The sequence below is a fragment of the Acetobacter farinalis genome (assembly GCF_011516935.1).
GTDB classification, from domain to species: domain Bacteria; phylum Pseudomonadota; class Alphaproteobacteria; order Acetobacterales; family Acetobacteraceae; genus Acetobacter; species Acetobacter farinalis.
In genome coordinates this window covers 560,631-586,100 of sequence record NZ_WOTF01000001.1, presented here as the reverse complement: position 1 = coordinate 586,100, position 25,470 = coordinate 560,631, and the positions used below count along the sequence as shown (strand labels likewise).

Here is a 25,470-nt window from a genome sequence, read left to right as displayed (position 1 = left end):
TGCAACACGAATGAACTCTGCGGCTCGTACTAGCGGGAGACCCCGCCCGTCAAATCACCCCTGCCCCGCCAGAAAAACTTTCCTTTAACAGAAGCATATTGGTGAGAGTGACCTACACGCCACAAAGGCTCTCTTTTCTTTTAAACCGGGAAAGAGCGGCCTGAATATGGCCAAACAGACCAATTCTTTGCCATAGCCGTTAAAATTTTAATCTTTTGGAAAAAAACAGACCTCACAAGAACCAGAAAAATTTCTAATCTGATTTTTGTGAGGTCTGAAAAATGGTGCGGTCGAGAAGACTCGAACTTCCACGGGGTATTCCCCCACAAGCACCTCAAGCTTGCGCGTCTACCATTCCGCCACGACCGCCCGTGACAACCGGCATCTGAAAGGCGATACCGTTTGGTGAGAAGCCCTATAACCGAACCCGGATCACGCGGCAATGACCAACTCACGATTTTTATGGGAAATCAGCAAAAAGCCTGTTCCCTACCCTGCCGCCCTGACACGCATGCAGACACTGGCCGGAGAAATCCGCGCGGAAGCGGCGGAAGAACGCGTCTGGCTGCTGGAACACCCTCCGCTTTTTACCGCCGGAACATCCGCCCGGCCGGAAGATCTGTTCAACCCGCACGCCTACCCAACCTATGAGGCAGGCCGGGGCGGGCAATGGACCTATCACGGCCCCGGCCAGCGAATCGCGTATGCGATGCTGGACCTGCAAACGCCACACGGAACCGTGCGGGCGCGGGACCTGCGCTCTTACGTACACGGGCTGGAAGAGTGGGTGATTCGCACACTGGCCGCCTTCGGCCTGAAAGGCGAGTGCCGCGAAGGGCGTGTCGGGGTCTGGATTCTCGACCCGAAAACCGGTCTGGAAGAAAAAATTGCCGCCATTGGCGTGCGCGTCTCACGCTGGGTGAGCTGGCACGGGGTTTCCATCAACCTGAACCCGCGCCTGTCTGACTTTGAGGGCATTGTTCCCTGCGGCATTCGCGAATTCGGCGTCACCAGTTTTGAAAAACTGGGGCTTGAAACCACCATGGCCGAGCTTGACGCCGCACTGGCTGAAAACTGGCACGCCGTTTTTGGCAGCGTGCCCTCCGCCCTCACACCGCTCCCAGACGAATGAACAGCGTGCGCTGCCTTTCATCCAGAATACGGATTTCACGAAGATCAAGCTCATGCGCCACATCATGAAAAACCAGCGTCACCAGCCCCTGTGACGGATTTTCCGTGCGTGTGAGCGAAATTTGCAAAATACCCGGCGTTTTCTGGATATCGGTCACCGTCACCGGCCCGGAAAGCGTCAGGGGATTGCCCATCAGCACACCCAGCGGGTTATGCGCCAGCCCCATCCGTGTTTCGGAGCCGGTCTGGCTGTCCGTAAACACGGCGTGGCTGCCTGATGCCACAAGCTCCATGACATGCGGCGCCGTGTAGTGCAGATGTAGATACCCGGCATGATAAGTCAGCACGCCACCCCCGGTGGTCCCATTTGGCCATGTCTGGGTAAACGGCGCATCCTCCAGCCGGGCGGCGCGCAGCCAGGCTTCCACCCGTGCCGTATCACCAGCCTGCGGGGCCGTGCGTGTGCCCTGCCCTGTCGCGCAGGCAGCCAGAAAAACCGGAGCAAGCAGCAAGCCCCTCCGGCGGGTCAGACGCAGTGCGGCGCTGCCGTGCGGGGCGCGGGTCATGCCAGAGCGCTTTCTTCTTCCGGTGTGCGCAAGGTAAGGGCAAGGGCGTGCAAGCCGCTGCCAAACTCATACCCCAACGCGTCATGCACCATGCGGGAGCGGTTCACTCGGTTTACGCCTTCAAACAGGCGGCTGACTAGGTAGACGCGAAAATGCGTTTCCGTGGCTCCGGCTTCCGGGCCGCGCGTCATGGCCACATGGTGAGCGTGACGGCTGCTTTCATCCAGAATTTCGAGCCTGGCCGGTTCAAAGGCTGCTGTCAGGGCATCCCGCACCCTGCGGGCCCGGACGCCATCTGCCTCCGGGGTGGAAGCTGCATTGCGTTGCGTCATTATACGTTCCCTCTTGCACAGAACACTTCAGCACGCACATAACCCTGATGATGAAGCGAAGGAATACCCGTCACCGGGCGTTCGATCCGGACCCGGACGCGCCCCAGCGCTGCTGTGACATGCCTGAATGTGAAAAACCGGCAGGCTATCGTGCCCCCCGTTCACGCGAGACCCTTAACCAGTATTACTGGTTCTGCCTCGAACATGTGCGGGAGTATAACGCACGCTGGGATTACTACAAAGGCATGTCGCCCGGCCAGATTGAAGCGCACCTGCGTGCCGATATCGCATGGGATCGGCCATCGTGGGCGTTTGGCCAGAGTGCGAGGCCCTCTCGCCAGACATTTCATGAAGAGGATGTGCTCGATCCGCTCGATATCCTCGGGCAGAATCGCCGCGCCCGCGCGGACCGGATGAAAAGCCGCGCAACACCTGCGGCCCCGGAAGCCCTGCGCGAGCCTCTGGCCACACTTGGCCTGCCCTGGCCCGTAACGCTGGATGATGCAAAAGCGCGTTACCGCTCACTGGCGCGCAAGCATCACCCCGATGCCAACAATGGTGACAGAAGCTCGGAAGAGCGCCTGAAAAGCATCAATGTTGCGTTCACGCTTGTGCGAACACATCTTATGTCAGAGGGCCTCGAAAAAGCAGGCTGATCATGCCATGCTGGACGTATTGCAGGGCTGTAGCGAGATGGCCCGCGCGTCAGCCGCCGCTTTTTTTGGAATGCACCACCTACCAGACGGATAAAGAATGACTGATTCTGCCAGCCTGCCCGCCACAGGCGACCTTCCCCCGATTTCAGCTCTTTCTGCGCCTGATCTTCAGGTTTCGGTGCGTGATGTGTTTGGTATCGAATCCGACATGATCGTGCCGGCGTTCTCCCTGCGCACGGAGCACGTGCCCGAGATTGATACCGCCTATCTGTTCGACCATGACACCACACTGGCCATTCTGGCCGGCTTCGCCTTCAACCGCCGCGTGATGGTGCAGGGGTTTCACGGCACGGGAAAATCCTCCCATATCGAGCAGATCTGCGCGCGCCTGAACTGGCCGTGCGTGCGCATCAATCTTGACAGCCATGTCTCGCGTATCGACCTGATCGGCAAGGATGCCATTGTGGTGCGTGATGGCCAGCAGATTACCGAGTTTCGCGAAGGGCTTCTGCCCTGGTGCCTCCAGCACCCGTGCGCACTGGTTTTTGATGAGTATGACGCAGGCCGGCCGGATGTGATGTTCGTGATCCAGCGTGTGCTGGAAGTGGAAGGCCAGCTCACCCTGCTGGACCAGAACCGCGTGATCAAACCGCACCCGTGGTTCCGCCTGTTCGCCACCGCCAACACCATCGGGCTGGGGGACACCACCGGGCTGTATCACGGCACGCAGCAGATCAATCAGGGGCAGATGGACCGATGGAATATCGTGACATCCCTCAACTACCTGCCGCATGCGCAGGAAGTGGGCATTGTGCTCTCCCGCATGGGAATCAGCCCGGATGACAAGGAAGCCCGCCGCACCATTGAAAGCATGGTGGCTCTGGCGGAACTCACCCGCGCCGGTTTCATGGCGGGAGATCTCTCCACCGTGATGTCCCCCCGCTCCGTGATTGCCTGGGCGGAAAACGAGAAGATTTTCAAGGATACGGCCTTCGCCTTCCGCCTGACTTTTCTCAACAAGTGCGATGAAGCCGAACGCGGCATGGTGGCGGAATATTATCAGCGCTGCTTCAACACGAGCCCCCTCCCCAGAAAGGGTAGCTGAGGCAGAATACGGAGAGCGGCTTTTCAATGGCTGACCGCAGGGAAGGAACCCGCGCCCCACTGTCCGGCCATAACCGGCCCGGCGGTGAGGCAGATGAGGGAAATCTGGTTGATGCCTTCAAGCAGGCCACCGCAGCCACACTGCGCGCGCTTGGCGGGCAGCGGGAGACTGAGGTTTCATTCCACGCGGGGAGTATGCCCGTGGGGCCGATCAGCCTTGCGGGGAAAATCCGCCTCCCCCAGCCCTCCCGCCATCTGGATGCGGCGGAAATCGACCGCATCCGCGGGGCGGCGGATGCGCAGGCGCTCCGGCTGAAGCACCACGATTCCGCCCTGCACCGCGCCCGCCAGCCGGATGACGCCATGGCGCGGGATGTGTATGACGCCCTTGAGCAGGCCCGCATTGAAGCCGTGGGCGCGCGGCACATGCGCGGCGTGGCGGCCAATCTGCGCCACCGGCTGGAGCAGGATTGTCAGGCCGCCGGGCTGGACAGGATAACAGACCCGGACCAGCTCTCCCCCGCTGTCGCGCTGGAACTGCTGGCGCGTGAACGCATGACGGGTGACCCTGCGCCAGAGTCCGCCCAGCCCATTCTCCGCACATGGCAGGCCTCTCTCTCCCCCAAAGCCATGGCCGCGCTCAACGCCCTCGTACAGAGCCAGGATGATCAGGCGGCCTACGCCAAAGCCACCCGCCAGCTTCTGGCCGCCTGCTCCCTGAGTGAGGATGATACGCCATCGGACGAGATGGAGGCCGATGAAAACGGCTCCGATTCCGCAGGCAGCGAAGAAGAAAACGACACAACCCCGCCCGACGCGCAGGAAGAGAATGCGCCCCCCGAACCGGACAGCTCTTCCGAGCCGGTGCCACAGCCTGAGCTGATGTCCGGCAGTGGCGAAAGTGCGCCGGAGGAACAGGAAGAAAACAGCGAAGGCCCCGGTGCCACAGGCTCGGGCGAAGCCGCAGGCCCCGGCAGCAACCCCGAGCGCGAACCGGGTGACACCGCAAAAACCTATCATGCCTTTACCACGGCATTTGACGAGGAAATCAACGCGGAAAACCTGTGTGACCCGGAAGAGCTGACACGCCTGCGGCATCAACTGGATTTGCAGCTGGCCACCCTGCATGGCGTTGTCTCGCGTCTGGCCAACAAGCTGCAACGCCGCCTGATGGCGCAGCAGACGCGCTCCTGGGAGTTTGACCTTGAAGAGGGCTTGCTGGACGCCGGGCGGCTCTCCCGCATTGTGGTCAACCCCATGCTCTCCCTCTCCTACAAGCGGGAACGTGAGACGGAATTCCGCGATACCGTCGTGACACTCCTGATTGATAATTCCGGGTCCATGCGGGGCCGGCCCATTTCTGTTGCGGCCTCCTGCGGGGATATTCTGGCCCGCACACTCGAACGCTGCGGCGTGAAAGTGGAAATTCTCGGCTTTACCACCCGCGCCTGGAAAGGCGGCCAGAGCCGCGAGATGTGGCTCAAGGACGGCAAACCGCCGGAACCCGGCCGCCTGAATGACCTGCGGCATATTATCTACAAGGCAGCGGACATGCCGTGGCGGCGCGCACGCGCCAATCTGGGCCTTATGCTGCGCGAAGGGCTTCTGAAGGAAAATATCGATGGCGAAGCCCTGCTCTGGGCATGGCGCCGCCTGAAGAACCGCCCGGAGGCGCGGAAAATCCTTTTGGTGATTTCAGATGGCGCACCGGTGGATGACAGCACCTTGTCCGCCAATCCTGCGTCCTATCTGGAAGACCATCTGAGGTCAGTAATCCACCATATTGAAGACCGCAGCGCCGTGGAACTGACCGCCATCGGGATTGGCCATGATGTAGGGCGCTATTATCAGCGCGCCGTCACCATTACCGATGCGGAAGAGCTGGGGGGCACCATGCTTCAGGCGCTATCCGGTCTGTTTGATGAAAAACAGAACCTGTCCGCCCGGCGGGGAAAAACCGGGCGGCGTTAAACTCTGCCATGTCGCGCCCTCACTCAGGCCGCGACACGCTCCAGCTTATGCCCCACGCGCTTTTCCGCCAGATCAAGCAGGGCCTCCAGCATCAGGTCAACATCACCTGTCACCGTGCGATGATTGATAATGGCAGCACGGATGGCGCGTTTCCCGTTTATTCGCGTGAGTGAGGGCACGGCTATGCCGCTTTCATGCAGGTCTTTCACCAGTTCGCTATTCAGGGCGTCTTCATCCCCCTCCGCCGTGCGCACGCGGAAGCAGACAATATTCAGCGCAACCGGTGCAAGAAGCTCCAGGCTCGGCGTGGCCTGAACACGCATGGCCAGATGCTGCGCCACGGCACAGCATTGGCTGACCACGCCGCCCAGACGCTCCGTTCCAAACGCGGCCAGAGTGAACCAGACCTTCAGCGCACGGAACCCGCGGGAGAGGTCAGGCCCGAAGTCACAAAACCAGGGGGCTCCGGCGGCAACCCCGCGGTCTTCCCGTGAAAGATAGGCCAGAGACTGCGCAAACGCAGCCGCCTGCAGCCCCGGCTCGCGCACCAGAACGCATCCGGCGTCATAAGGGGCCTGCGCCCATTTATGGAAATCAAATGCGATACTGCTCGCCCGCTCCATGCCCGCCAGTGCCGGGGCATAGTCTGGAGAAAGGCGGGCCATCGCGCCAAATGCGCCATCCACATGGAACCAGAGACTCTCTGCTTCAGCAAAGTCCGCCAGAGCCTCCAGAGGATCAATGGAGCCTGTGTCCACAGTGCCCGCCGTGCCGACAACCAGAAACGGCTCCAGCCCGGCCGCGCGGTCTGCCGCCACCATCGCGCGCAGGGCCTGCATGTCCATCCGGAAATCCGCATCCACCGGCACCAGACGTAGGGCCTCCGTGCCAAGGCCTGCCATGTCAAATGCGCGGGAAATGCAGCCGTGTGCCGTGTTGGCGGCATAGCCCGTCAACCTGCGGCCAGCCACGCCATCCCGCCGCAACTGCACGCCGCCTTCCACCGCCCGGCTGGCTGTCAGCAGGGCAATAAAATTGGCCATGGAGGAGCCGGTAACAAGTACCCCCGTGGCTGTTTCGGGAAAGCCCAGCATGGCGGCGGCCCAGCGGATCACCATACGCTCCACTTCAATCGGCGCGTGATCCCGGCCACCGAGATTGGCGTTCAGGCCTGCGGCCAGAAGCTCGGCCAGCATGCCTTCCGCCGTGCCGCCACCATGCACCCACCCCATGAAGCGCGGGTGCCGGTTGCCGGTGGCGTAAGGAAGCACAGACCGGGAAAACTGCTCATAAAGCGTTTCCAGTGCGGTTTCCTGCGCGGGCAGCGCCGCCTGACGAAATTCATGCCGAACAGGGTCTGGCATGGGCTGCCAGACAGGGCCGGAGGCAATGCCCTGCACGTTATCGAGCATCTCATCCAGCATGCGATGCCCCAGTGCCCGTAATGACTCCCAGTTTTCCGGATCAAGCCCCGCCACGTTCTACTCCTTTTGCCGCGCTCCTGCCGGGTGCAGGCTTTCAGCATTTTTCTGCGTCATGCTGGCGAATTTTCTCGCCAGCACCGCGCAGACGAACAACTGGATCTGGTGATAGATCATAAGCGGCAGGACGATAAGCCCGACAGACGCCGGCGGGAACAGCACATTGGCCATTGGCACGCCTGAGGCGAGCGTTTTTTTAGAGCCGCAGAACACAATGGCAATCTCATCACGCAGCGGCACACCGGCCAGACGGCTCCCGTACGTCGTGATCAGCAGCACGCACACCAGAAGAAGGAAGTCCACCACGGCAATCATGCCGAGTTGGCTGAGTGGCAGGCGGTGCCACAGGCCCTGCATCACGGCCTCACTGAAGGCAGTGTACACCACCACCAGAACAGACCCACGGTCTGTCAGGGACAGCAGCTTTTTGTTGCGGTGCGCCCACTCGCCAATCCAGGGCTGAAGCACCTGCCCCAGAACGAACGGCAGCAGGAGCTGAAAAACGATATCCAGCACGTTGCCCGAAGCCCCGCCATGGCGGCTGAGCACCAGCCCCACCAGAAAGGGGGTGATGAAAATACCGGCAATGTTCGAGGCCGTGGCCGCGCAGACCGCCGCCGGCACATTCCCCCCGCCAATGGAGGTGAAGGCAATAGAGGACTGCACGGTGGAAGGCAGGCAACACAGGAACAGCACCCCCAGCCAGACATCATTCTGCAACAGCCCCGGCGCCAGCGCATGCGCCGCCAGCCCCAGCAGCGGGAAAAGCACAAAGGTGCAGGCCAGAATAATCAGATGCAGCCGCCACGCCATGACGCCATCCATCACAGCCTTGCGGGACAGGCGCGCGCCTTGCAGGAAAAACATCAGGGCAATAACAAAAATGGCAAGCCACTGGAAAACCGGCACCGCCGCGCCGTGGCAGGGCAGGAACGTTGCCAGCAAAACAGTGCAGATCAGGCCAACAAGAAACGGATCCAGTCTGAACATCTGTTTAAGTCCTTCCTTGTATCCTGTATTTTTCAGGAATTACGCTTTGGGGAAGCACACATGGCACGCTGTATTATTTTCAGGACCTGCATTGCACCCGGCCTCCGCATACGTCACCTTTACGGGGAAATGAAACACCACACCATTCCTTCCTCCGCAGGCCTCCTTCTTGTAGGCCTTGGTTTTTGCGCCTCGGTTGTGCCGTTACGGGCAGCACAGGCCGCTCCTCCCGCCAGTTGCGCCGTGATAACACACGGTGCCACGCATGACAGCGCACAGGGGGTGACGTTCGAAAACGTGACCATCCGCACGCCGGATGGCGGCAACGGGCTGAACGCCGGGAAGGTAACCTTCACCGGCGCCTCGGGTGAAGCCGGGCATGACCAGTCTGATGCCGCGTCCCTGCTGCTGTTCTCCGCCATCACGGGCCAGCACACGGCTGCCTGTTCCGCCTGGCTTGAGCAGCAGGGCCAGACAGCCGCCAAAGCCCTGAAGGCTGGCGGCACATATACCATTGGCTGGAACAGCCTCGCCCTGACCAAAGGGGCAACCCGCATCACGGCCAGCTCAGCCCATTTCAAGGTCGAGGGCAGCACTTCCGCCCACACCAGTGCCGCAACACTGGCTCTGGCCGGACTGACCTATCATGAGATCAGCAGTGAAGCGCTGCTTCCCTCCTCAGCCGAGGCCGCGTTCTCCCTCCCTGCTTCTGAACTTCCGGCCCTGATGGCCGCCATTGGCGGCAAATCCGCCACAGCGCCTTCCGTGCATGTCACCATTTCCAGCTTTGATGCGGCGCGGGATACCGTGCATCTCAAAGGAAACGGCACAGCAACCCTCACAGGGAATGTGGCGGCCACCTCCGCCTCCGGTCATCTGGAAGTCAGCAATCTGTCAGCATTGATTGATAAGGCCCGGACCGCCAAGCAGATGAAACTGGCAGCGGGCCTTGTGCTGGCCCGGCTGGTCAGCCACAGCCAGAATGACGCCAATGTCTGGAATGCCACCTGGGAAGGTGGCGTGCTGACCGTGAACGGCTTCCCGCTCCCGCTCAAATAAAGCCCCTGCACTCATACCTCTGCCCCATAACGGCCCGGCAGTCATAAAGACTACCGGACCGGGGTGCAGGCACGCAGGCACGCAGGCACGCAGGCACGCAGGCCGGTTACCATGACGGAGGGCGGTTCAACCCCCTCCGCCACCCCATTTCCGCTCCCGTACTTCCGCTATCAGGCTTAGGCGGCTGCCGCAGCGCCCTTCCGGGTCAGAGCCACCAGATCCCGCAGGACACGGCGGGCAAGGTCAATCCGCTGGCTGTTGGTCAACTCACGCACAACCGCCATTTTGTGATCCGTGCGCAAGCGGACGGTACCGTCTTTCCAGCGGCCCATCCACTGCACCAGCCCCGCAGGATTTTTGAAGCTGTTATTACGGAACTGAAGCACCATTCCCTTCGGTCCGGCTTCCAGACGTTCAACACCAGCAGCGCGGCACAGCCTCTTCAGGTCCACAATATCCAGCAGGTTCTTGACCTCCGGCGGCACCATACCGAAGCGGTCCACCAGTTCTGCTTCCATGGCTTCCAGCTCGGCATCTGAACCAAGCCCGCTGATACGCCGGTAAAGGCCAAGGCGCACCGGCAGGTCCGGCACATACGCATCCGGGATCAGAACAGGCAGGCCGACAATGATATTCGGTGTCCAGTCCCGGTCTTCCGCACGGCGGCGGCTGGTTTCGGAACGCAGGTCCGCCACGGCATCTTCCAGCATCTGCTGGTAGAGTTCGATCCCCACCTCCCGCACATGGCCGGACTGCTGGTCTCCCAGCAGATTGCCTGCCCCGCGCAAATCCAGATCATGCGAGGCCAGCGTGAAGCCGGCGCCCAGCGTATCGAGCGTCTGCATCACTTCCAGCCGCTTTTCAGCCGAGGCCGAGAGCACATGCGTCTGCGGCCAGGTCAGATAGGCATAACCCCTCTGCTTGCCACGCCCCACGCGCCCGCGCAGCTGGTAGAGCTGCCCCAGACCGAACATATCCGCCCGGTGGATAATCAGCGTGTTCACCGCAGGCATGTCCAGTCCGCTTTCCACAATGTTGGTGGAGAGCAAGATGTCATACTTGCCATCGGAAAATTCGGTCATGACCCGTTCAAGATCAGTCGGCGTCAGGCGGCCATGCGCCTGCACCACCCGGGCATCGGGCACAATGGTGGCAATGCGTTCTGCCAGACGCTCCAGATCCTCAATGCGCGGCGCCACACAGAAAATCTGCCCGCCACGGAAGCGTTCGCGCTGAATGGCCTCACGAATCACAACGCTGTCAAACGGCATGATGAAGGTACGCACCGCCAGCCTGTCCGTTGGCGGGGTGGCAATCAGGCTCATCTCCCGCACGCCGGAGAGCGAGAGTTGCAAGGTGCGGGGCAGCGGCGTTGCGGAGAGAGTCAGCACATGCACGTCTTCCCGCAGGGCTTTGAGCTTTTCCTTATGCGAGACGCCAAAGTGCTGTTCTTCATCAATAATCAGCAGGTCAAGCGAGGCAAACTGCACGGTCTTGGCCAACAGGGCATGTGTGCCGATCACGATGTTAACGGACCCATCCGCCAGCCCCTTGCGCACGGCGGTTGCATCCTTGGCTGTCACCATACGGGACAACTGGGCGACCTTGAGCGGGAACCCTTCAAACCGGGCGGAAAACGTGCGGTAGTGCTGGCGCGCCAGCAGCGTGGTGGGCACCACAACCGCCACCTGTCCGCCAGACATGGCCGCCACAAAGGCCGCCCGCAGCGCCACTTCCGTCTTCCCGAAGCCGACATCACCACACACCAGACGATCCATGGGCCTGCCGGACGCCATATCATCCAGAACATCCGCAATGGCGCGGGACTGATCATCCGTTTCCACAAACGGGAAGCGCCCGCAGAATTCGTCCCACATCCCTTCCGCCGGGGCCAGCACCGGAGCGTCCTTCAGCGCGCGCGCGGCAGCCGTACGGATCAGCTCCCCGGCCATATCGCGTATGCGCTGCTTCATCCGCGCCTTGCGGCCCTGCCAGGCCACGCCGCCCAGCTTGTCCAGCGGCACACCGGCCTGATCAGAACCGAAACGGCTCAACAGTTCGATATTCTCAACCGGCAGATAGAGTTTCTCGCCACCATCATACAGCAGGCGCAAACAGTCGTGCGGGGCGACACCCACACTGACAGTCTCCAGCCCGTCATACCGGCCAATCCCGTAATCCTGATGGACAACCAGATCTCCGGAGGAAATTTCTCCAGCCTCGGCAATCAGTTCATCCGCACGGCGGCGGCGGCGCGGCGGGCGGCCAATCCGTTCCCCCAGCAGATCCTGCTCGGAAACAAATGCCAGATCATCCGCAACAAAGCCGCGCTCCAGCCCCAGAGTCAGCAGGCCAACGGAACCCGGCCTGGCCTTGCTGGCCGAAGCCCAGTCCTCATAACTCTGCGTGGCAACACCATGTTCACGCAGCAGGGTGCCAATGCGCTCGCGGGAGCCTTTGGTCCATGCGGTAACATACGTGCGGCGGTTAACCTGCCCCCAGTCCCGCACCTGCTCACCAAGCAGGGTGAAAACCTGCTCACGCTGGGCACCGGGAACAATCTTGGAAAACATCTTGCCCGGTCTGCCGCCCACATCCATCCCCGCCGCGCCATCCGGCTTGGCGAAGGGGCTGAAAGCCACAACGGGCAGACGGCCCAGAATGGCGTCCCACCCGGCGGAATCCAGATAAAGCCGGTGCGGAGGCAGGGCGCGGTACGGTGTTTCCCCCTCCCGCGCGGGCTGACGGCGCGCCTGATAATGGTCAGCAATCATCTCCAGCCGCGTGCGGAGCACGTCCTCCACCTGATAATCAAGGGAGACAGAGGCATTCGGCAGATAATCGAACAGGGTTTCCAACTGCTCATGGAACAGGGGCAGCCAGTGCTCAATGCCCGGATAACGGCGGCCGTCTGAAATATGCTCGTAAAGCGGGTCAGACGCAGCGGCGGGACCAAAGCTGTCCCGCCAGCCGGTGCGGAAACGGGAAATGCTTGGCGCATCAAGCGAGAATTCTGAAACAGGGCGGAGTGTCAGCGCGTCCTGCTTACCGGTGGAACGCTGGGTGCCGGGGTCAAACGAGCGGATATTTTCCACTTCATCCCCAAACAGGTCGAGGCGGACAGGCTCTGCCGCGCCCGCAGGGAACAGATCAAAAATACCGCCACGGGAGGCAAATTCGCCAGCCTCCATCACCGTATCCGTACGCGTGTAGCCATTGGCTATCAGCAGTTCGATCAGGAAAGCCTGATCAAGGCTTTCCCCCTGCCTGACTGTCAGAGACTGCCCCGCAAACGTGGCGCGCGGCGAGACACGCTGCACCACGGCGGCCACAGTTGTGAGCACCAGCCGGGGGCGGCCGTCAGACGGCTCGAGCAGGCGTGTCAGTGTGGCAACACGCTCCGCCACAAGAGAAGGGTTGGGAGAAACGCGGTCATACGGCAGGCAGTCCCATGCCGGAAAACGCAGGGTTTCCACATCGTCCGCCACATAGGCCAGCATATCCGCCAGGCGGGCGGTGGAGGTATCATCCCGCGCAATATGCAGAACGGGGCCTTTATGTTCCCTGGCCCGTCTGGCCAGCAAAAGCGCATCATACCCTTCCGGCACGCCCCAGATGGGCGCAACCCGGCCCTCTGCGCTCGTCTCTTCCTTCATCCGGCTATCCCAACTCCCTTTGCGCGACACGCATCAACCATCCGGCGTAACATGGGCGTCTCCCGTTCCACCGGCAATGGCAGACGGCCAAACAGCCAGTCTGTCAGGTCCGGGTCCGGAATTTCCAGAACAGCTTCCATATCCGCAAGCTCCGCTGCATTCATGGACGCCACATTGGTTTCCACAAACCCGCCAATGAGCGCATCCGTCTCGAACGTGCCGCGATGCAGGGCCCGAAACAGCAGTCGACGGCGCCGAAGATCGAGCTGGTCTTCGGAGTCCTGTTCGGGCGGGAGAGCAATGGTTGAATTGTGTTGCATGACGCTGGTGTCCTATAGCCTTGGCGTTCTCTTCTGTCAGCCTGCCAAACAGAGGCTTCTGTCGCGCCCGTGTCCAGCCCCGATCCCATCACATCCGCTTCGACACCCCGCCCGCCTGATGGCGCGGACCTGTCCGGCGTGCTGGCCGCGCTGGACACTCTGCCGGGTGTCAGCACCGCACGGGCGAAGCTTCTCGCCCGTATTGCCGGTGGCACGCGGGTGCTGGACCTGCTGTTCTGCCTGCCTGAAAGCGTGACAGACCGCCGCCTGCGCCCGCCTCTGGCGCAACTCAGGGCTGACACCATCGCCACAGTCTCCGGCACCGTGCAGGACATCCGCGCCCCGGCCCCGCGCACACGCCAGCCGTGGCGTGTCACACTGGCAGATGGCACCGGCTTTCTGGAACTCGCCTTTTTCTCCAGATGGCAGGCCGAGAAGGTTGTCGCGGGCGAATCGCTTGTCGCCTCCGGCAAAATCGAACGGTTTGGTGAGCGCCTGTGCATGACATCACCCGACTATCTGCTCCCGGCCCGCCTGGCTGAGCGTATTCCGCGCCTTGACCCGGTCTGGCCCCTTACCGCGGGGCTGTTTGCCGGGCATGTCCGGCAGGCCATGACCGCGGCCCTCGCCCGCCTGCCCGCCGCCCTGCCGGAATGGCATGATGCGGGCCTGATCAAACGGAAGCGCTGGCCAGATTTCATCACCGCGCTGACATGGATGCAGTGCCCGGACCAGATTCCGCAGAGCGAGACAGGGGACGCATGGCGCGCGGAGCAAACCCGCGCACACGCCCGGCTGGCGTGTGATGAACTGCTGGCGGACCAGCTTGCCACCCGCATTGCCCTGCATGCCTCCCGCGCCCGCCCCGGCCGCAGCCTGATGGGAGATGGCACCCTGCAAAAGCAGGCCCTTGCCGCGTTTGGCCATAGCCCCACCCCCGGGCAGAACAAGGCTCTTCGTGAAATCGAGGCCGACATGGCCGCCCCATGGCGCATGAGCCGCCTTTTGCAGGGGGATGTGGGGGCTGGCAAAACACTGGTGGCGCTGCTGGCCATGCTGCGGGCTGTAGAGGCCGGTACTCAGGCGGCCCTGATGGCCCCCACGGAAATTCTGGCCCGCCAGCATGCCGCAACCTTTGCCCGCCTCTCTCCGGTGCCGGTGGCGTTCCTTTCCAGCTCTGTCAAAGGCAAAGCCCGGAAAGCGGCCTTGCAGGACATAGAGGATGGCACAGCCCGGCTGGTGGTCGGCACGCATGCGCTGGTGCAGGACAGCGTGAAATTTGCGGACCTCGGGCTGGCTGTTATTGATGAGCAGCATCGGTTCGGGGTGGAGCAGCGCCTCGCACTGGTCGAAAAAGGCCCCGCCACGGACATGCTGGTGATGACGGCAACCCCCATCCCCCGCACGCTGCTGATCACCCGCTTTGGTGACATGCAGATCAGCCGGCTGGAGGGCAAACCCGCAGGCCGCAAGCCTGTACGCACCTCCCTCCATGCCATCAGCGCCATGGAGGACGTGGTGGAGGGGCTGGCCCGCGCACTGGCAAATGGGGGGCAGATTTTCTGGGTGTGCCCGCTGGTTTCAGAAAGTGAGGCTCTGGACATTGCCGCTGCCGAAGCCCGGCAGGCGAGCCTGCTGGAACGCTTCGGGCCCATTGTCGGGCTGGCGCACGGGCGGCAGGACACCGCCTTGCGGGAGGACGCTCTTCAGGCGTTTGCGCAGGGCAAGACCCGTATTCTGGTTGCCACCACCGTAATTGAAGTGGGCGTGGATGTGCCTACAGCGACCATTATGGTGATTGAGCATGCCGAGCGCTTTGGCCTGGCCCAGCTTCACCAGCTCCGTGGCCGGGTGGGCCGGGGGGCTGCGGCCTCCTATTGCCTGATGCTGCATGACGAAGGCCTCGGCCTGACAGCGCGGCGCAGGCTGACCTGCCTGCGTGAAACGGAAGATGGCTTCCTGATTGCCGATGAAGATTTCCGCCTGCGGGGCGGTGGAGACATGACAGGCCGCCGCCAGTCCGGCCTGCCGGACTACCGGATGGCACCGGAAATTCTGGTGGATATGCTGCTGGAAACCGCTCATGCGGAAGCAGAAAAACTGCTGCCGGATACCGGGCCAAACGCTGCGGCCCGCCCCCTGCCCCCGGCGGCCAGAACGCTGCTGCTCCTGTTCAACAAAATGGATGCGGCCCGCATTTTCTCTGGCGGCTAGAGCGTCCGCTCTCTCGCACTGCTCATTCTATCCGCGTCATCAACAATCAAATCCTTGGAAATTAATGTTATTTTTTAAATGTCTAAAATAAAATACTGTTGTCTTATTTTTTACATTTTTATTTTAAATTAAATACCCCTCCTTTAAAGACGAAAGATAAAGCATTTCGTCCGGCATTTTTCTGAACCAGCAAGGATAGTTTTCCGTATGCATCTTTCAGACCAGTCCACCTCGCACGGTCAAAAGCCCGAGGCGGACACTCTACCCGGGTGCTCCTCAGGGTGGCAGGCTCTGGAATGCGCCCTGACCCAGACACTCGAAGGTGTCATGCAGGCACCGCAAGACGCCTCCGTGGCACTCCTGCGTATTGCTCTGCTCCACGGCTCTTCTACAGAGATTGAAACAGACTGGCTGGCCGCCAGTTCCTTAACCCGACAGATTCTGGAGCGCCTGCACAAGGCCTTGCCGCAAACACTCCACAGTTTCTGCATTTCTCCAACGCAACTGGCACTTGTCCTGCAGGCTGATCCCAATGGGGAAACGCTGGCCGAGCTTGTTGCGAATGCGGAAGAAGCCCTGTCCCGCACCGTTGAGATTGAGGAGAGCCCCATCCTGGCAGAGGCCGTGACAGGCGCTGCGGTTTTCCCTCAGGATGGGACCACCGCCAGCGCGCTGATCACCGCTGCGAACGCCGCCTTGTTCGAGGCACACAGCAAGGGCGTTTCGTATCAGGAAGCCTCGGCTGACAGCACCGAATCTTACAGCGACCATATTACGCAGGATCACGCCCTGCGCCGCGCCATAACACGGGCAGACCTTCACCTGGAGTTTCTGCCTGTTATGGAAAGCACGAGTGAACGGATTATCGGCTTTGAAGCCAGACCGCTCTGGATCCGCCCCGAGCACCGGCACGAGCACCGCACTACTCCCGTAAACCTGCGTCAGGCCACACGGCTGGGGCTGATTGAAACCCTGAATATCTGGACCCTGAAAAATGCCTGCCTTCAGGCGCTGACATGGTCGCAGCCGCTGGGAGTCAGCGTCAGCATCTCTCCGCTGTGGCTGAGCCATGAACGGCTTTCCGAAACCCTGCGCAAGCTGCTTGCGGAAACCGGATTCCCTGCCCAGCGCCTGCAGCTGGAATTGTCCGAGCGCTCCTTCTTTTCAGCCCCCGAAATTGCCCGCAAGGAACTGGCCCGTATCCGCGCCATGGGGGTGCGGCTGGCGCTGGATAATTTCGGAATGGGCTATTCTTCTCTGGAACGCCTCAAGCATTATCCTTTTGACCAGATCAAGCTGGACAGCACCTTCACGCACAACATTCTTGAAGACTGGCGGGCGCAGGCGCTCCTGAGAGCCATTCTGCATCTCGTGTCCTCTCTGGACATGCGGTGCTGCGCCACCGGCGTTGAAACGCAGGAACAGTTTGCGTTTCTCGCCGTCAATGGCTGTCAGGAAATTCAGGGCAAGGTGGCAGGACCGTCCATCGAAACCTGCTAGAGCCCACGCCAGAGAGCCTGCCGGAGTTCAGGTCCGCCCTGAGGTCCGGCTCGGCCCAGACTGGAGTGCTCCAGTCTGGCTCGCTCCAGCCCGCCCCCGGTCTGGCTCATCCCAGTCTGATGCACTTCAGTCTGGTGCTCTTCTAGGCTGGCCCGTCTCAGTCAGGCCGATCCCGAGCCTGACCCGCGCCTCAGCCGGGTTGTTCCGCAGTCTCTCCGGCCTCGGCCAGCCAGGCTTTGACCTGCCCTTCCGGGTCTGCATGCTGTGTGAAAGCAGAAACGGCGGCAACACTGTCCGCCCCGGCCTCCAGACACGGGCGCAGGCGGTCCAGTGTAATGCCGCCAATCGCCACCAGAGGCAGATCACCAATCAGGGTTTTCCACTCTGTCAGCCGTTCTGTTCCCTGCGGGCCGAACGGCATTTTTTTCAGGCGCGTGGGCCAGACGGGGCCAAGCGCTACGTAATCCGGCTTGCAGGCAAGCGCCCTGTCCAGCTCTTCATGGCTGTGCGTGCTCAGCCCCAGCCGGATACCCGCCTTGCGAATTGCCCCGAGGTCCGCCGTATCCAGATCTTCCTGCCCGAGATGAAGATACCCAATCCCTTCGTCCAGAGCGATCTGCCAGTAATCATTCAGCACCAGACACACGCCGTGCGTTTTTGCAAAAGCATGTGCCGCACGGATTTCCGCAAGAAGCGCGTCATGCGGAAGGTCCTTGATACGAAGCTGGATGAAGCGGGCACCCGCTCCCCCCAGCCGGTCCACCCATCGGGCGGTATCAACAACAGGATAAATTTTCTGCGGGAGGGATGTCATGCCAGCATGGCCTTTCCGGCAACAGGGGTTGAAGGAACAGCCATATCACGCTCTTCCATGGGGTCTGCCGTGCGGGCAAGCGCCCCCGCCTGCACGGCAAGGCGGAATGCCTCGGCCATCCGGGCGGGATCTCCCGCCTTGGCCACGGCTGTGTTGAGCAGAACGGCGTCATACCCCAACTCCAGCGCCTGCGCCGCGTGAGAGGGCACGCCAATGCCCGCATCCACCACCAGCGGCACATCCGGAAAATGCGCACGCAGGGCGCGGAGCCCGAACACATTGTTCAGGCCCTTGCCTGACCCAATGGGCGCGCCCCATGGCATCAGCACCTCACACCCGGCAGCCAGAAGCCGTTCCGCCACCACCAGATCTTCCGTGGTGTAGGGAAAGACCTTGAACCCATCTTCCGCCAGCACCCGGGCGGCTTCCACCAGCCCGAACACATCTGGCTGAAGCGTATCCAGTTCCCCGATCACTTCCAGCTTGATCCACTCCGTGCCGAACACCTCACGCGCCATATGCGCCGTGGTGACGGCTTCCTTCACGGTGTGGCACCCGGCTGTGTTGGGCAGAACCGGCACGCCCAGTTCCTGAATCAGATCCCAGAAAGCCTGCCCAGCCCGCTCCCCGGCAGACTCACGCCGCAGAGAGACCGTCACAACGCCCGGCTGCGCGGCCTTCACCGCGTCCCTCAGAATATCCGGAGAAGGATACTGCGCCGTTCCCAACATAAGCGGAGAGGAAAGCGTGGTGCCGTAAAAGGATTTTGTCATGCGTGCTCACCCTCCCTGCATGGGAGCAACAATTTCAACCTGCGCCCCATCCGGCAGGAGAGTCTCGGCGCGCTGCGTGACCGGCACAAAGCGGCCGTTCAGAGCCGTGGCAATCCGCGCTCCGCTATAGCCCAGCTCATCAATCAAGGCCGCCAGCGTTCTGGCTGACACCTCATGAGCTTCATCATTGACCATGATCTGCATATGGGCGTTTCCCCTTCACTCTTCTGCGGCTGCGCCATGTCCGCCGAACGGCTCAGCCCGCTTGCCGCGCATGCCCCGCTTCTGGAACAGCAGCCTCATGCGGCCTTGTCCTGTGCGCCAAAAATCATATCCGCTGCCTCCCGCGCGCGGGCGGGAGAGAGCAAAAACCCGTGGCGATACATACCGTTTACATAAATATGCCGTCCATCCCGCACCACCAGCGGCATGTTATCCGGGTAGGAGGGCCGCAGCCCGGTTCCCATTTCCAGAATTTCCGCTTCCCCAAAGCCCGGATGCAGCACCCACACCGCATTGAGCAGTTCGGTCATGGAGCGCACGGTCATCCCGCCCGCATTCTCGCTTTCAATCATGGTGGCTCCCACCATGAACACATGGTCAGCCCGTGGCACGATGTAAATGGGAATGCGCGGATGCAGCATGCGCACAGGGCGATGCAGTTCCACATCCGGGCAGCGCAACAGAAGCATCTCTCCGCGCACGCCGCGCAGCGTGCTGAGGGCCGCGCGCGCGTTCAGGCCGGTGCAGTCCACCACCCAGTCAAACTGTGTTTCATCCGGTGCATGGGCACTGTCCAGCAGGACAGTCCCGCCCATGGCCTCCAGACTCTTCCGCAGGGCAAGAAGAGCCTTGCGCGGGTCTACATGCCCTTCCTCGGCAAAAAACAGGGCCTTGTGAAAGCGCCCGGCCAGATCGGGCTCCAGCCTGGCAATCTCTTCGGAACCCAGTGTTTCAAAATGGGATGTGCGCCGCCCGAACCGGGCGATTTCCCCCACATCACGCGGGGGGGCCAGCACCAGGCTGCCCGCCCGCACAACATCGGGCACATGCGCTTCCCACCAGTCCACTGAGTCAACAGACTGCGCCGTGACCTCCGCAGGAGCAGATTCTGCTTCACACCACGGGGCCAGCATACCGCCCGCCATCCATGAGGCCCCGGCGCCAATCCGCCCGGCGCACTCGTAAAGTGTCACCTGCCCGCCGCGCTCCGCCAGCGTGACCGCCGTGGTCACACCGGCCACACCGGCCCCTTTCACCAGAATGCGCGGAGTGCTGTGCATGGTCTTTCAATCCTTCCACGTCCATCCGGACTGCCCGTTCGGATTTTCATGTTATAACAACACAACAACAGGAGACAGAGGTCCGCGCGCCTCGTCTCGCATTCCTGATCTGTCTAGAACAGGCGCGCCATAAGCACCACCAGCAGGCAGGCCTCCGTAACCGCGGTGATAATCCACCGCAGGCCCATATACCCGCTGGGCAATGCTCCCATGCGCCAGCCCTGCCGCTCCACCAGCGCCAGCAGCGGCACCGCCACGGCCAGAATCGCAACGCCGACCACAGGAGCCCACGCAAACGCCATGCAGGCGGCAACCCACCCCACAAAAGCGGGCACAACGCCCAGCGCAATCCGGATAAGGTTCAGCCGGTCCGCCCCGCTGGTGATGATCACGGGCGCAGGCTCAAGCGCCAGCCCCCAGTGCACCGCCCCGAAAAAGGCCAGAGAGACCGCACCATAGGAAACAAAAGCCATCATCAGATTCGGGATGGGCACACCGGATGCATAAAACACAATTCCGCATGCACAGAGGAGAAACGGCAGCAGCCCCGCCAGTGCCAGCACCACAGCCACAAAAGGAAGTCTTTTCATAAGTGTCCGGCGTGCCTCCTCTGCACAATTTCAGGGCCTGAACTGGTTGACAGAAAAGCCGAACAGGAGGCCACTAGCAACTCCAGCGGAACATGCGCTGCCGCGTTTCGTTGCATCAAAAAGAAAAACAACGCATCCGGAGCAGACAAGTCGCCTGCGCCTGAAACGGGAATGAAAATTATGAGTGCCATCGTCGATATCATCGCGCGTGAAATTCTTGACAGCCGCGGCAACCCGGCCGTTGAAGTGGATGTTGAGCTGGCCTCAGGCGCAAAAGGGCGGGCTGCTGTCCCCTCCGGCGCCTCCACCGGCGCGCATGAAGCCGTCGAACTGCGCGACAAGGACCCCAAGCGCTACGGCGGCAAGGGCGTTCTGCAGGCCATTGAAAATATTGAAAATGAAATTCTGCCCACCCTGCAGGGCGCGGAATCGTCCGACCAGATTGATATCGACAATGCGATGATCGATCTGGACGGCACGCCGAATAAGAGCCGCATGGGGGCCAACGCCATTCTGGGCGTGTCTCTGGCAGTTGCAAAAGCTACGGCGGCCGAACTTGAAGTGCCTCTCTACCGCTATGTGGGCGGTGTGTTCGCCCACATCCTGCCTGTGCCCATGATGAACATCATCAATGGCGGCGAACATGCCGATAACCCCATTGATATTCAGGAATTCATGATCCAGCCGGTGGGTGCGCCAACGGTTTCCGACGCCATCCGCTGGGGTGCGGAAATTTTCGCGCAGCTCAAGAAGGCCCTTCATGCCGCGGGCCACAACACGAACGTTGGGGATGAAGGCGGATTCGCCCCTGCCCTGAAATCAGCTGATGAAGCGCTGGGCTTTATCACCCGTGCAGTGGAAGCCGCAGGCTACCGTCCGGGTGAGGATGTCACCTTCGCGCTGGATTGCGCCTCCACCGAGTTCTTCCGTGATGGCAAATACATCATGAAAGGCGAAGGCAAGACGCTTGATTCGGGTGAAATGGTCAGCTGGCTGGCAGACCTCACCAACCGTTACCCGATTGTCTCCATTGAAGATGGTCTGGCGGAAGATGACTGGGAAGGCTGGAGCCTGCTGACGCAGACACTGGGCAAGAAAATCCAGCTTGTCGGGGACGATCTGTTCGTGACCAACCCTGAGCGCCTGCGCCGCGGCATCAAGGCCGGTGTGGGCAACTCCCTGCTGGTCAAGGTCAACCAGATCGGCACGCTGACAGAAACACTGCAGGCCGTCCAGATTGCCCAGCAGGCGGGCTACACTGCGGTCATGAGCCATCGTTCCGGTGAGACGGAAGATGCCATCATTGCCGATCTGGCTGTTGCCACCAACTGCGGCCAGATCAAGACGGGCTCTCTCTCCCGTTCTGACAGAACGGCAAAATACAACCAGCTCATCCGTATCGAGCAGGAACTCGCAACGGCAGCCCAGTATGCAGGCCGGACGATTCTGAAAAGCTGATCTACAGGCCCGCGGGCACACCCTGCATCACAAAAGCCGTGTTCTTCGGAGCACGGCTTTTTTTATACCCGAAAAGCTTTCCTGTGCAGATATTCATGGTTTAGACATACAGTTATGAACAGGATCATATTTTCCGAGGCAAAGGGACGCTGAGACCGTGAAGATTGGCCGCTTTATCCGGCGTGTAGTGCGCGCCACTGTTCCGCCCACCGTTTTTCTGGGCATTGCGGCCTATTTCGGCTGGAACGCCACGCAGGGTGACCACGGTATCAAGGCCTATCAGAGCCAGCTCGTGCTGCTTGATCAGGCAAAGCAGGCCCAGCAGGACGCCACAGCCGAGCAGATTGCCTGGCGCCGGCGCGTGAATGGCCTGCGGGAGCAGTCTCTGGATAATGACACGCTGGATGAGCGCGCCCGCGCCATGCTCAATCTGGCCGACAAAAATGATATCGTGGTGCCGTATGACCGGCGGGACCCGCTTTACTGAAGCCGTTCTCCGCTTCAGCCTGCACGTCTCTCCCTGATCCGACCGTTCCTGAACCCCGCAGAACTCTCTGGCGGGGTTTTTCTTTGGAAAATGCGCATAAAAAAAGCGGCTCCCTGAGGAGCCGCCTTTTTGATCTTCTCCAGAACGGAAAAGATTATTTGATCTTTGCTTCGCGGAACACGACGTGCTTGCGGGCAACGGGATCGTACTTCTTCAGTTCCATCTTGCCGGTGTGCGCGCGAGCGTTCTTCTTGGTGACGTAGAAGTAACCGGTGTCCGCCGTGGAAACGAGACGGATTTTGATAACATTGGTCTTGGCCATAGCGTCCTCAGCAGAGCATCGTTAAACCCGGCAACGCTCCTGCACGTGTTCGGGTGGTGTTCAAGTGCCGGCAAAATGCGCATACAAGAGCCAAACGTCAAGCATTCTTGCATCATTCTGGCGTGGGAATAGCCGAAAGGAGTAAAAAAACATGCTGGATGTGGCTATTGCGCGCGCCCGAATCCTTGAAAAAATCTCACCCTGTGGTCTGGAAACCGTTTCTCTGGCCAATGGATGCGGCCGTGTACTGGCCTCTCCGCTCTCCGCCCGCCTCTCCAATCCCCCGGTTTCCGTCTCCTCCATGGATGGGTACGCCCTGAAGGCGGAAGACGCGCGGGAAGGTGCTGTGCTGCGCATTATCGGGGAAGCCCCCGCAGGCCACCCTTCCAGCCAGACTGTAGAACGCGGCACCTGCCTCAGGCTGTTTACCGGCAGCCAGATCCCTGCCGGGGCCGATATGGTCATGATTCAGGAAAACGTGCGCCGGGAGGGTGAGAGCGCAACCCTTCTCAGCGCCGGGCGTCAGGGCCAGTTTATCCGCCATGCCGGGCAGGACTTCCATACGGGTGATACCCTTCTGCCCGCGGGCAGGCTGCTCGGCCCGCGCGATATCGGGCTGGCCGCCGCCGGGGGGCACATCTGGCTGCCTGTCTCGCGCCGCCCGCGCATTGGTGTTCTGGCTACGGGGGATGAAATTGTTCTGCCGGGTGACCCGGCCAGTGCGGACTCCATCGTGAATTCCGGCGCGTTCATGATCATCGCCCTGCTTCAGTCTCTGGGCGCAGAGGCCATCCTGCTGCCTCTCGCGCAGGATAATGCCGACTCACTCTCCGCCGCCATCGCGCAGACGCACACACTGGATATGCTGGTGACAATCGGCGGGGCCAGCGTGGGCACGTATGACCGCGTCCGCAGCACTCTGGAGGCTCACGGGCTCACGCTGGATTTCTGGAAAATTGCCATGCGCCCCGGCAAGCCGCTCATGTTCGGCCAGCTTGGCCACACACCGGTTCTTGGCCTGCCGGGCAACCCCGTGGCAGCACTGGTGTGCAGCCTCATCTTCGTGGCCCCTGCCCTGCGCAAACTGCTCGGCCAGACGGTGCCGGAAGAGATGGAGACGGAACCCGCCCTGCTGGGGGCGGATGTGGGGGAAAATGACCAGCGGCTGGATTTTATGCGCTGCCGCCTGACACCACAGAGCAACGGGCACCCGCCGCTGGTAACACCGTTCAGCTCACAGGACTCAGCCCAGTTGAATATTTTTGCGCAAAGTCAGGCCCTGCTGCTCCGGGCCCCTTTCGCACCCGCAGAAAAAGCAGGAACGCCCTGCCGCATTCTGCGCCTGCCGTAAAAGACCCTTCAGAACGCAACGTTGGAATGCAGGCCAAAAACAGCCTCATCCCGCACCTTCCGGCCTGAGATGCTCAGCACACCACCACTGGGGGAGAGCATGCCCTGTATATCAGGCTGGATCTGAAGCCAGGGTGTAGCCTGAACCAGATAGGTCAGTTCCAGATGAGACTCGGCATGCGGCGCTGGCTGGCCTGCCTGCCGTCTGGCACGCCGCAGGACAGGACTGGCCTCTCCATAGCCAAACCCCAGCCCAAGCACGTCGGCAGCTCTCTGAAACGGCGCATTCAGCACAATCCCGGTATCCGCCGCATTCGCAATCTGGTTCCTGTCCGTTGGCGGAGCCCATGTGACCCGCACAAAGCCTGCCACCGTCCGGGTACCGGAAAGGCGGGCCAGAATCTGGTCCGCCACCACATAAAATGTCCAGTTGCCCCGGTGCCGCACCGTCGGGTCTGCCTGATCGGGAAAACGGCCTGTATCGCCATATCCACCAATCTTGTAAGTCCCGCTCTCGCCCAGCATGTTGGTATGATACTGCGCCTCAAGAAACATCAGCGCGCCGGTGCCAAAGTGAAACCGCAGGCCGCCGGGGTCCTGATTCTGGTTCCAGGGGTCGGTGTCATTCAGGAAGCTGGCACCAATCGGGTTATCATCCCCCACAGCGGCCAGAACCGTCCAGTTACCAGAAAGCCTGTATTTCGCCCTGACGGCAGGCGTGCCCAGCGGGGATGCAGGCCCCTGATCATACAGGTTGTTATCCGGCACCATGGGCCAGGTGAAGGAGGCGTTCAGAAAGGACTGGCTGGTGTCGCTCTGCATGAAGTCATGGCTGAAATCGAGCCTGCCAACCCGCATATCGAGCCGCTTGTGCAGGAATGTCTGCCCATACCATACCTCATAGAGCCTCAGGTTCACATCGGCCTCAATGCCCGAAACCTGATTGAACACATACAGCCGCTGGTTACTGAAGGGGTGCCCGCGTATATCAACGCCGCTGATGCCAAGAGTGCCCAGCGGCAGATGAACAAGATGCTCGAGGTTCAGGGAAAGCTGCGCCGTTGTCATGGCGATATAGGTGTTTGAAGGCTTGCTGCCGCCCACGGGCACTGCCCAGAATTCGTTCTGGTCTGTCAGCTGCAGATCCACGCCATGCTCAGCCAGCACACGCCGCACGCCGCCCCAGTCCTGTGTCAGGCGTCCGTCAAAATTATAGGTCTCACTGGTGCTCTGGGGAGATGAAGCACTCTGGGCTCCGGCCCGGGACGGGGTGAGAAAAACGGCCGCCACAAAGGCCATCTGGGCCGATAGGATCTTTTTAAAACAAACTCTTTTCAATGCTTTGATATTGCCGCCAGCAACAGGCGATACTCCGTTTTCCAGACAATCCTGTTTATTTTGATGAAACCCGCT

The 25,470-nt window shown here is 61.2% G+C and carries 23 protein-coding genes and 1 tRNA gene; 10 read left to right on the top strand and 14 right to left on the bottom strand.

Features of this window, described 5'->3' with window-relative positions; genetic code table 11:
- Nucleotides 1–282: 282 nt before the first annotated feature.
- Nucleotides 283–369: transfer RNA gene (locus GOB82_RS02625), tRNA-Leu, on the bottom strand.
- A 73-nt stretch (nucleotides 370–442) separates the two neighbouring features.
- On the opposite strand from GOB82_RS02625, the gene lipB reads away from it, so the two are divergent.
- Nucleotides 443–1,132: a lipoyl(octanoyl) transferase LipB gene (gene lipB / locus GOB82_RS02620; RefSeq protein ID WP_166119190.1), complete on the top strand. Its 690-nt coding sequence runs from the start codon at nucleotides 443–445 to the stop codon at nucleotides 1,130–1,132.
- On the opposite strand, the gene GOB82_RS02615 is transcribed toward lipB, so the two are convergent.
- Together GOB82_RS02615 and GOB82_RS02610 are read right to left on the bottom strand one after the other, a co-directional pair.
- Nucleotides 1,110–1,697, bottom strand: coding sequence for a LolA family protein (locus tag GOB82_RS02615; RefSeq protein WP_166119188.1), 588 nt, complete (start codon nucleotides 1,695–1,697; stop codon nucleotides 1,110–1,112). The two genes, lipB and GOB82_RS02615, sit on opposite strands and share 23 nt — an antisense overlap.
- Entirely contained in the window at nucleotides 1,694–2,029 is a 336-nt protein-coding gene (locus GOB82_RS02610; RefSeq protein WP_166119185.1) for a BolA family protein, read from the bottom strand. The genes GOB82_RS02615 and GOB82_RS02610 overlap by 4 nt, the downstream gene beginning before the upstream one ends.
- Nucleotides 2,030–2,076: 47 nt before the next feature.
- On the opposite strand from GOB82_RS02610, the gene GOB82_RS02605 reads away from it, so the two are divergent.
- From GOB82_RS02605 to cobT, 3 genes are all read left to right on the top strand, one after another.
- On the top strand, nucleotides 2,077–2,685 hold the full coding sequence (locus GOB82_RS02605) for a DnaJ domain-containing protein (protein WP_194300306.1): 609 nt from the start codon (nucleotides 2,077–2,079) through the stop codon (nucleotides 2,683–2,685).
- A 97-nt stretch (nucleotides 2,686–2,782) separates the two neighbouring features.
- Nucleotides 2,783–3,790, top strand: coding sequence for a cobaltochelatase subunit CobS (gene cobS / locus GOB82_RS02600; RefSeq protein WP_166119183.1), 1,008 nt, complete (start codon nucleotides 2,783–2,785; stop codon nucleotides 3,788–3,790).
- Nucleotides 3,791–3,816: 26 nt separating this feature from the next.
- Entirely contained in the window at nucleotides 3,817–5,760 is a 1,944-nt protein-coding gene (gene cobT, locus GOB82_RS02595) for a cobaltochelatase subunit CobT (protein ID WP_166119181.1), read from the top strand.
- A gap of 23 nt (nucleotides 5,761–5,783) precedes the next feature.
- Here cobT and GOB82_RS02590 read toward each other — a convergent pair whose 3' ends face one another.
- Nucleotides 5,784–7,238 (bottom strand): pyridoxal-dependent decarboxylase, encoded by a 1,455-nt coding sequence (locus GOB82_RS02590; protein WP_166119178.1) that lies wholly within the window; start codon nucleotides 7,236–7,238, stop codon nucleotides 5,784–5,786.
- 3 nt (nucleotides 7,239–7,241) lie between these two features.
- Nucleotides 7,242–8,231 (bottom strand): bile acid:sodium symporter family protein, encoded by a 990-nt coding sequence (locus GOB82_RS02585; protein WP_166119175.1) that lies wholly within the window; start codon nucleotides 8,229–8,231, stop codon nucleotides 7,242–7,244.
- Nucleotides 8,232–8,360: 129 nt separating this feature from the next.
- Between GOB82_RS02585 and GOB82_RS02580 the strand changes: the two genes are divergently transcribed.
- Nucleotides 8,361–9,290 (top strand): hypothetical protein, encoded by a 930-nt coding sequence (locus tag GOB82_RS02580; RefSeq protein WP_194300305.1) that lies wholly within the window; start codon nucleotides 8,361–8,363, stop codon nucleotides 9,288–9,290.
- Nucleotides 9,291–9,466: 176 nt separating this feature from the next.
- Here the strand turns inward: GOB82_RS02580 and mfd are convergent, their stop codons facing one another.
- Together mfd and GOB82_RS02570 are read right to left on the bottom strand one after the other, a co-directional pair.
- Complete coding sequence (gene mfd, locus GOB82_RS02575; protein ID WP_166119173.1) at nucleotides 9,467–12,946, bottom strand: transcription-repair coupling factor; 3,480 nt, start codon at nucleotides 12,944–12,946, stop codon at nucleotides 9,467–9,469.
- A complete protein-coding gene (locus tag GOB82_RS02570) occupies nucleotides 12,943–13,266 on the bottom strand; it encodes an FAD assembly factor SdhE (protein WP_166119170.1) in 324 nt (107 codons plus the stop codon). Before GOB82_RS02570 ends, mfd begins: the two co-directional genes overlap by 4 nt.
- Before the next feature lie 69 nt (nucleotides 13,267–13,335).
- Between GOB82_RS02570 and recG the strand changes: the two genes are divergently transcribed.
- Both recG and GOB82_RS02560 read left to right on the top strand, forming a co-directional pair.
- Nucleotides 13,336–15,480, top strand: a complete 2,145-nt coding sequence (gene recG, locus GOB82_RS02565) for an ATP-dependent DNA helicase RecG (protein ID WP_265793945.1) — start codon at nucleotides 13,336–13,338, stop codon at nucleotides 15,478–15,480.
- 207 nt (nucleotides 15,481–15,687) lie between these two features.
- Nucleotides 15,688–16,980 carry a GGDEF domain-containing phosphodiesterase gene (locus GOB82_RS02560; protein ID WP_166119168.1) on the top strand — a complete coding sequence of 431 codons (1,293 nt, stop codon included), beginning with the start codon at nucleotides 15,688–15,690 and terminating at the stop codon, nucleotides 16,978–16,980.
- A gap of 190 nt (nucleotides 16,981–17,170) precedes the next feature.
- Here the strand turns inward: GOB82_RS02560 and GOB82_RS02555 are convergent, their stop codons facing one another.
- From GOB82_RS02555 to GOB82_RS02535, 5 genes are all read right to left on the bottom strand, one after another.
- Nucleotides 17,171–17,794 carry a thiamine phosphate synthase gene (locus tag GOB82_RS02555; RefSeq protein ID WP_166119165.1) on the bottom strand — a complete coding sequence of 208 codons (624 nt, stop codon included), beginning with the start codon at nucleotides 17,792–17,794 and terminating at the stop codon, nucleotides 17,171–17,173.
- Entirely contained in the window at nucleotides 17,791–18,567 is a 777-nt protein-coding gene (locus GOB82_RS02550; protein WP_166119162.1) for a thiazole synthase, read from the bottom strand. The genes GOB82_RS02555 and GOB82_RS02550 overlap by 4 nt, the downstream gene beginning before the upstream one ends.
- A gap of 6 nt (nucleotides 18,568–18,573) precedes the next feature.
- On the bottom strand, nucleotides 18,574–18,771 hold the full coding sequence (gene thiS, locus GOB82_RS02545; RefSeq protein ID WP_166119159.1) for a sulfur carrier protein ThiS: 198 nt from the start codon (nucleotides 18,769–18,771) through the stop codon (nucleotides 18,574–18,576).
- Nucleotides 18,772–18,866: 95 nt separating this feature from the next.
- Entirely contained in the window at nucleotides 18,867–19,850 is a 984-nt protein-coding gene (gene thiO, locus GOB82_RS02540; RefSeq protein ID WP_166119156.1) for a glycine oxidase ThiO, read from the bottom strand.
- Nucleotides 19,851–19,963: 113 nt separating this feature from the next.
- Complete coding sequence (locus tag GOB82_RS02535; protein WP_166119153.1) at nucleotides 19,964–20,440, bottom strand: DUF3429 domain-containing protein; 477 nt, start codon at nucleotides 20,438–20,440, stop codon at nucleotides 19,964–19,966.
- A 180-nt stretch (nucleotides 20,441–20,620) separates the two neighbouring features.
- Between GOB82_RS02535 and eno the strand changes: the two genes are divergently transcribed.
- Nucleotides 20,621–21,898, top strand: coding sequence for a phosphopyruvate hydratase (eno, locus tag GOB82_RS02530; protein ID WP_166119150.1), 1,278 nt, complete (start codon nucleotides 20,621–20,623; stop codon nucleotides 21,896–21,898).
- A 157-nt stretch (nucleotides 21,899–22,055) separates the two neighbouring features.
- Nucleotides 22,056–22,385: an FtsB family cell division protein gene (locus GOB82_RS02525; protein WP_166119148.1), complete on the top strand. Its 330-nt coding sequence runs from the start codon at nucleotides 22,056–22,058 to the stop codon at nucleotides 22,383–22,385.
- A gap of 154 nt (nucleotides 22,386–22,539) precedes the next feature.
- On the opposite strand, the gene rpmG is transcribed toward GOB82_RS02525, so the two are convergent.
- A complete protein-coding gene (gene rpmG, locus GOB82_RS02520; RefSeq protein ID WP_003623017.1) occupies nucleotides 22,540–22,707 on the bottom strand; it encodes a 50S ribosomal protein L33 in 168 nt (55 codons plus the stop codon).
- Between the two features lie 151 nt (nucleotides 22,708–22,858).
- Here rpmG and GOB82_RS02515 point away from each other — a divergent pair, with 151 nt between their 5' ends.
- Nucleotides 22,859–24,058 carry a molybdopterin molybdotransferase MoeA gene (locus GOB82_RS02515; protein WP_166119145.1) on the top strand — a complete coding sequence of 400 codons (1,200 nt, stop codon included), beginning with the start codon at nucleotides 22,859–22,861 and terminating at the stop codon, nucleotides 24,056–24,058.
- 8 nt (nucleotides 24,059–24,066) lie between these two features.
- Here GOB82_RS02515 and GOB82_RS02510 read toward each other — a convergent pair whose 3' ends face one another.
- Entirely contained in the window at nucleotides 24,067–25,356 is a 1,290-nt protein-coding gene (locus tag GOB82_RS02510) for a carbohydrate porin (RefSeq protein WP_166119143.1), read from the bottom strand.
- Nucleotides 25,357–25,470: the final 114 nt, after the last annotated feature.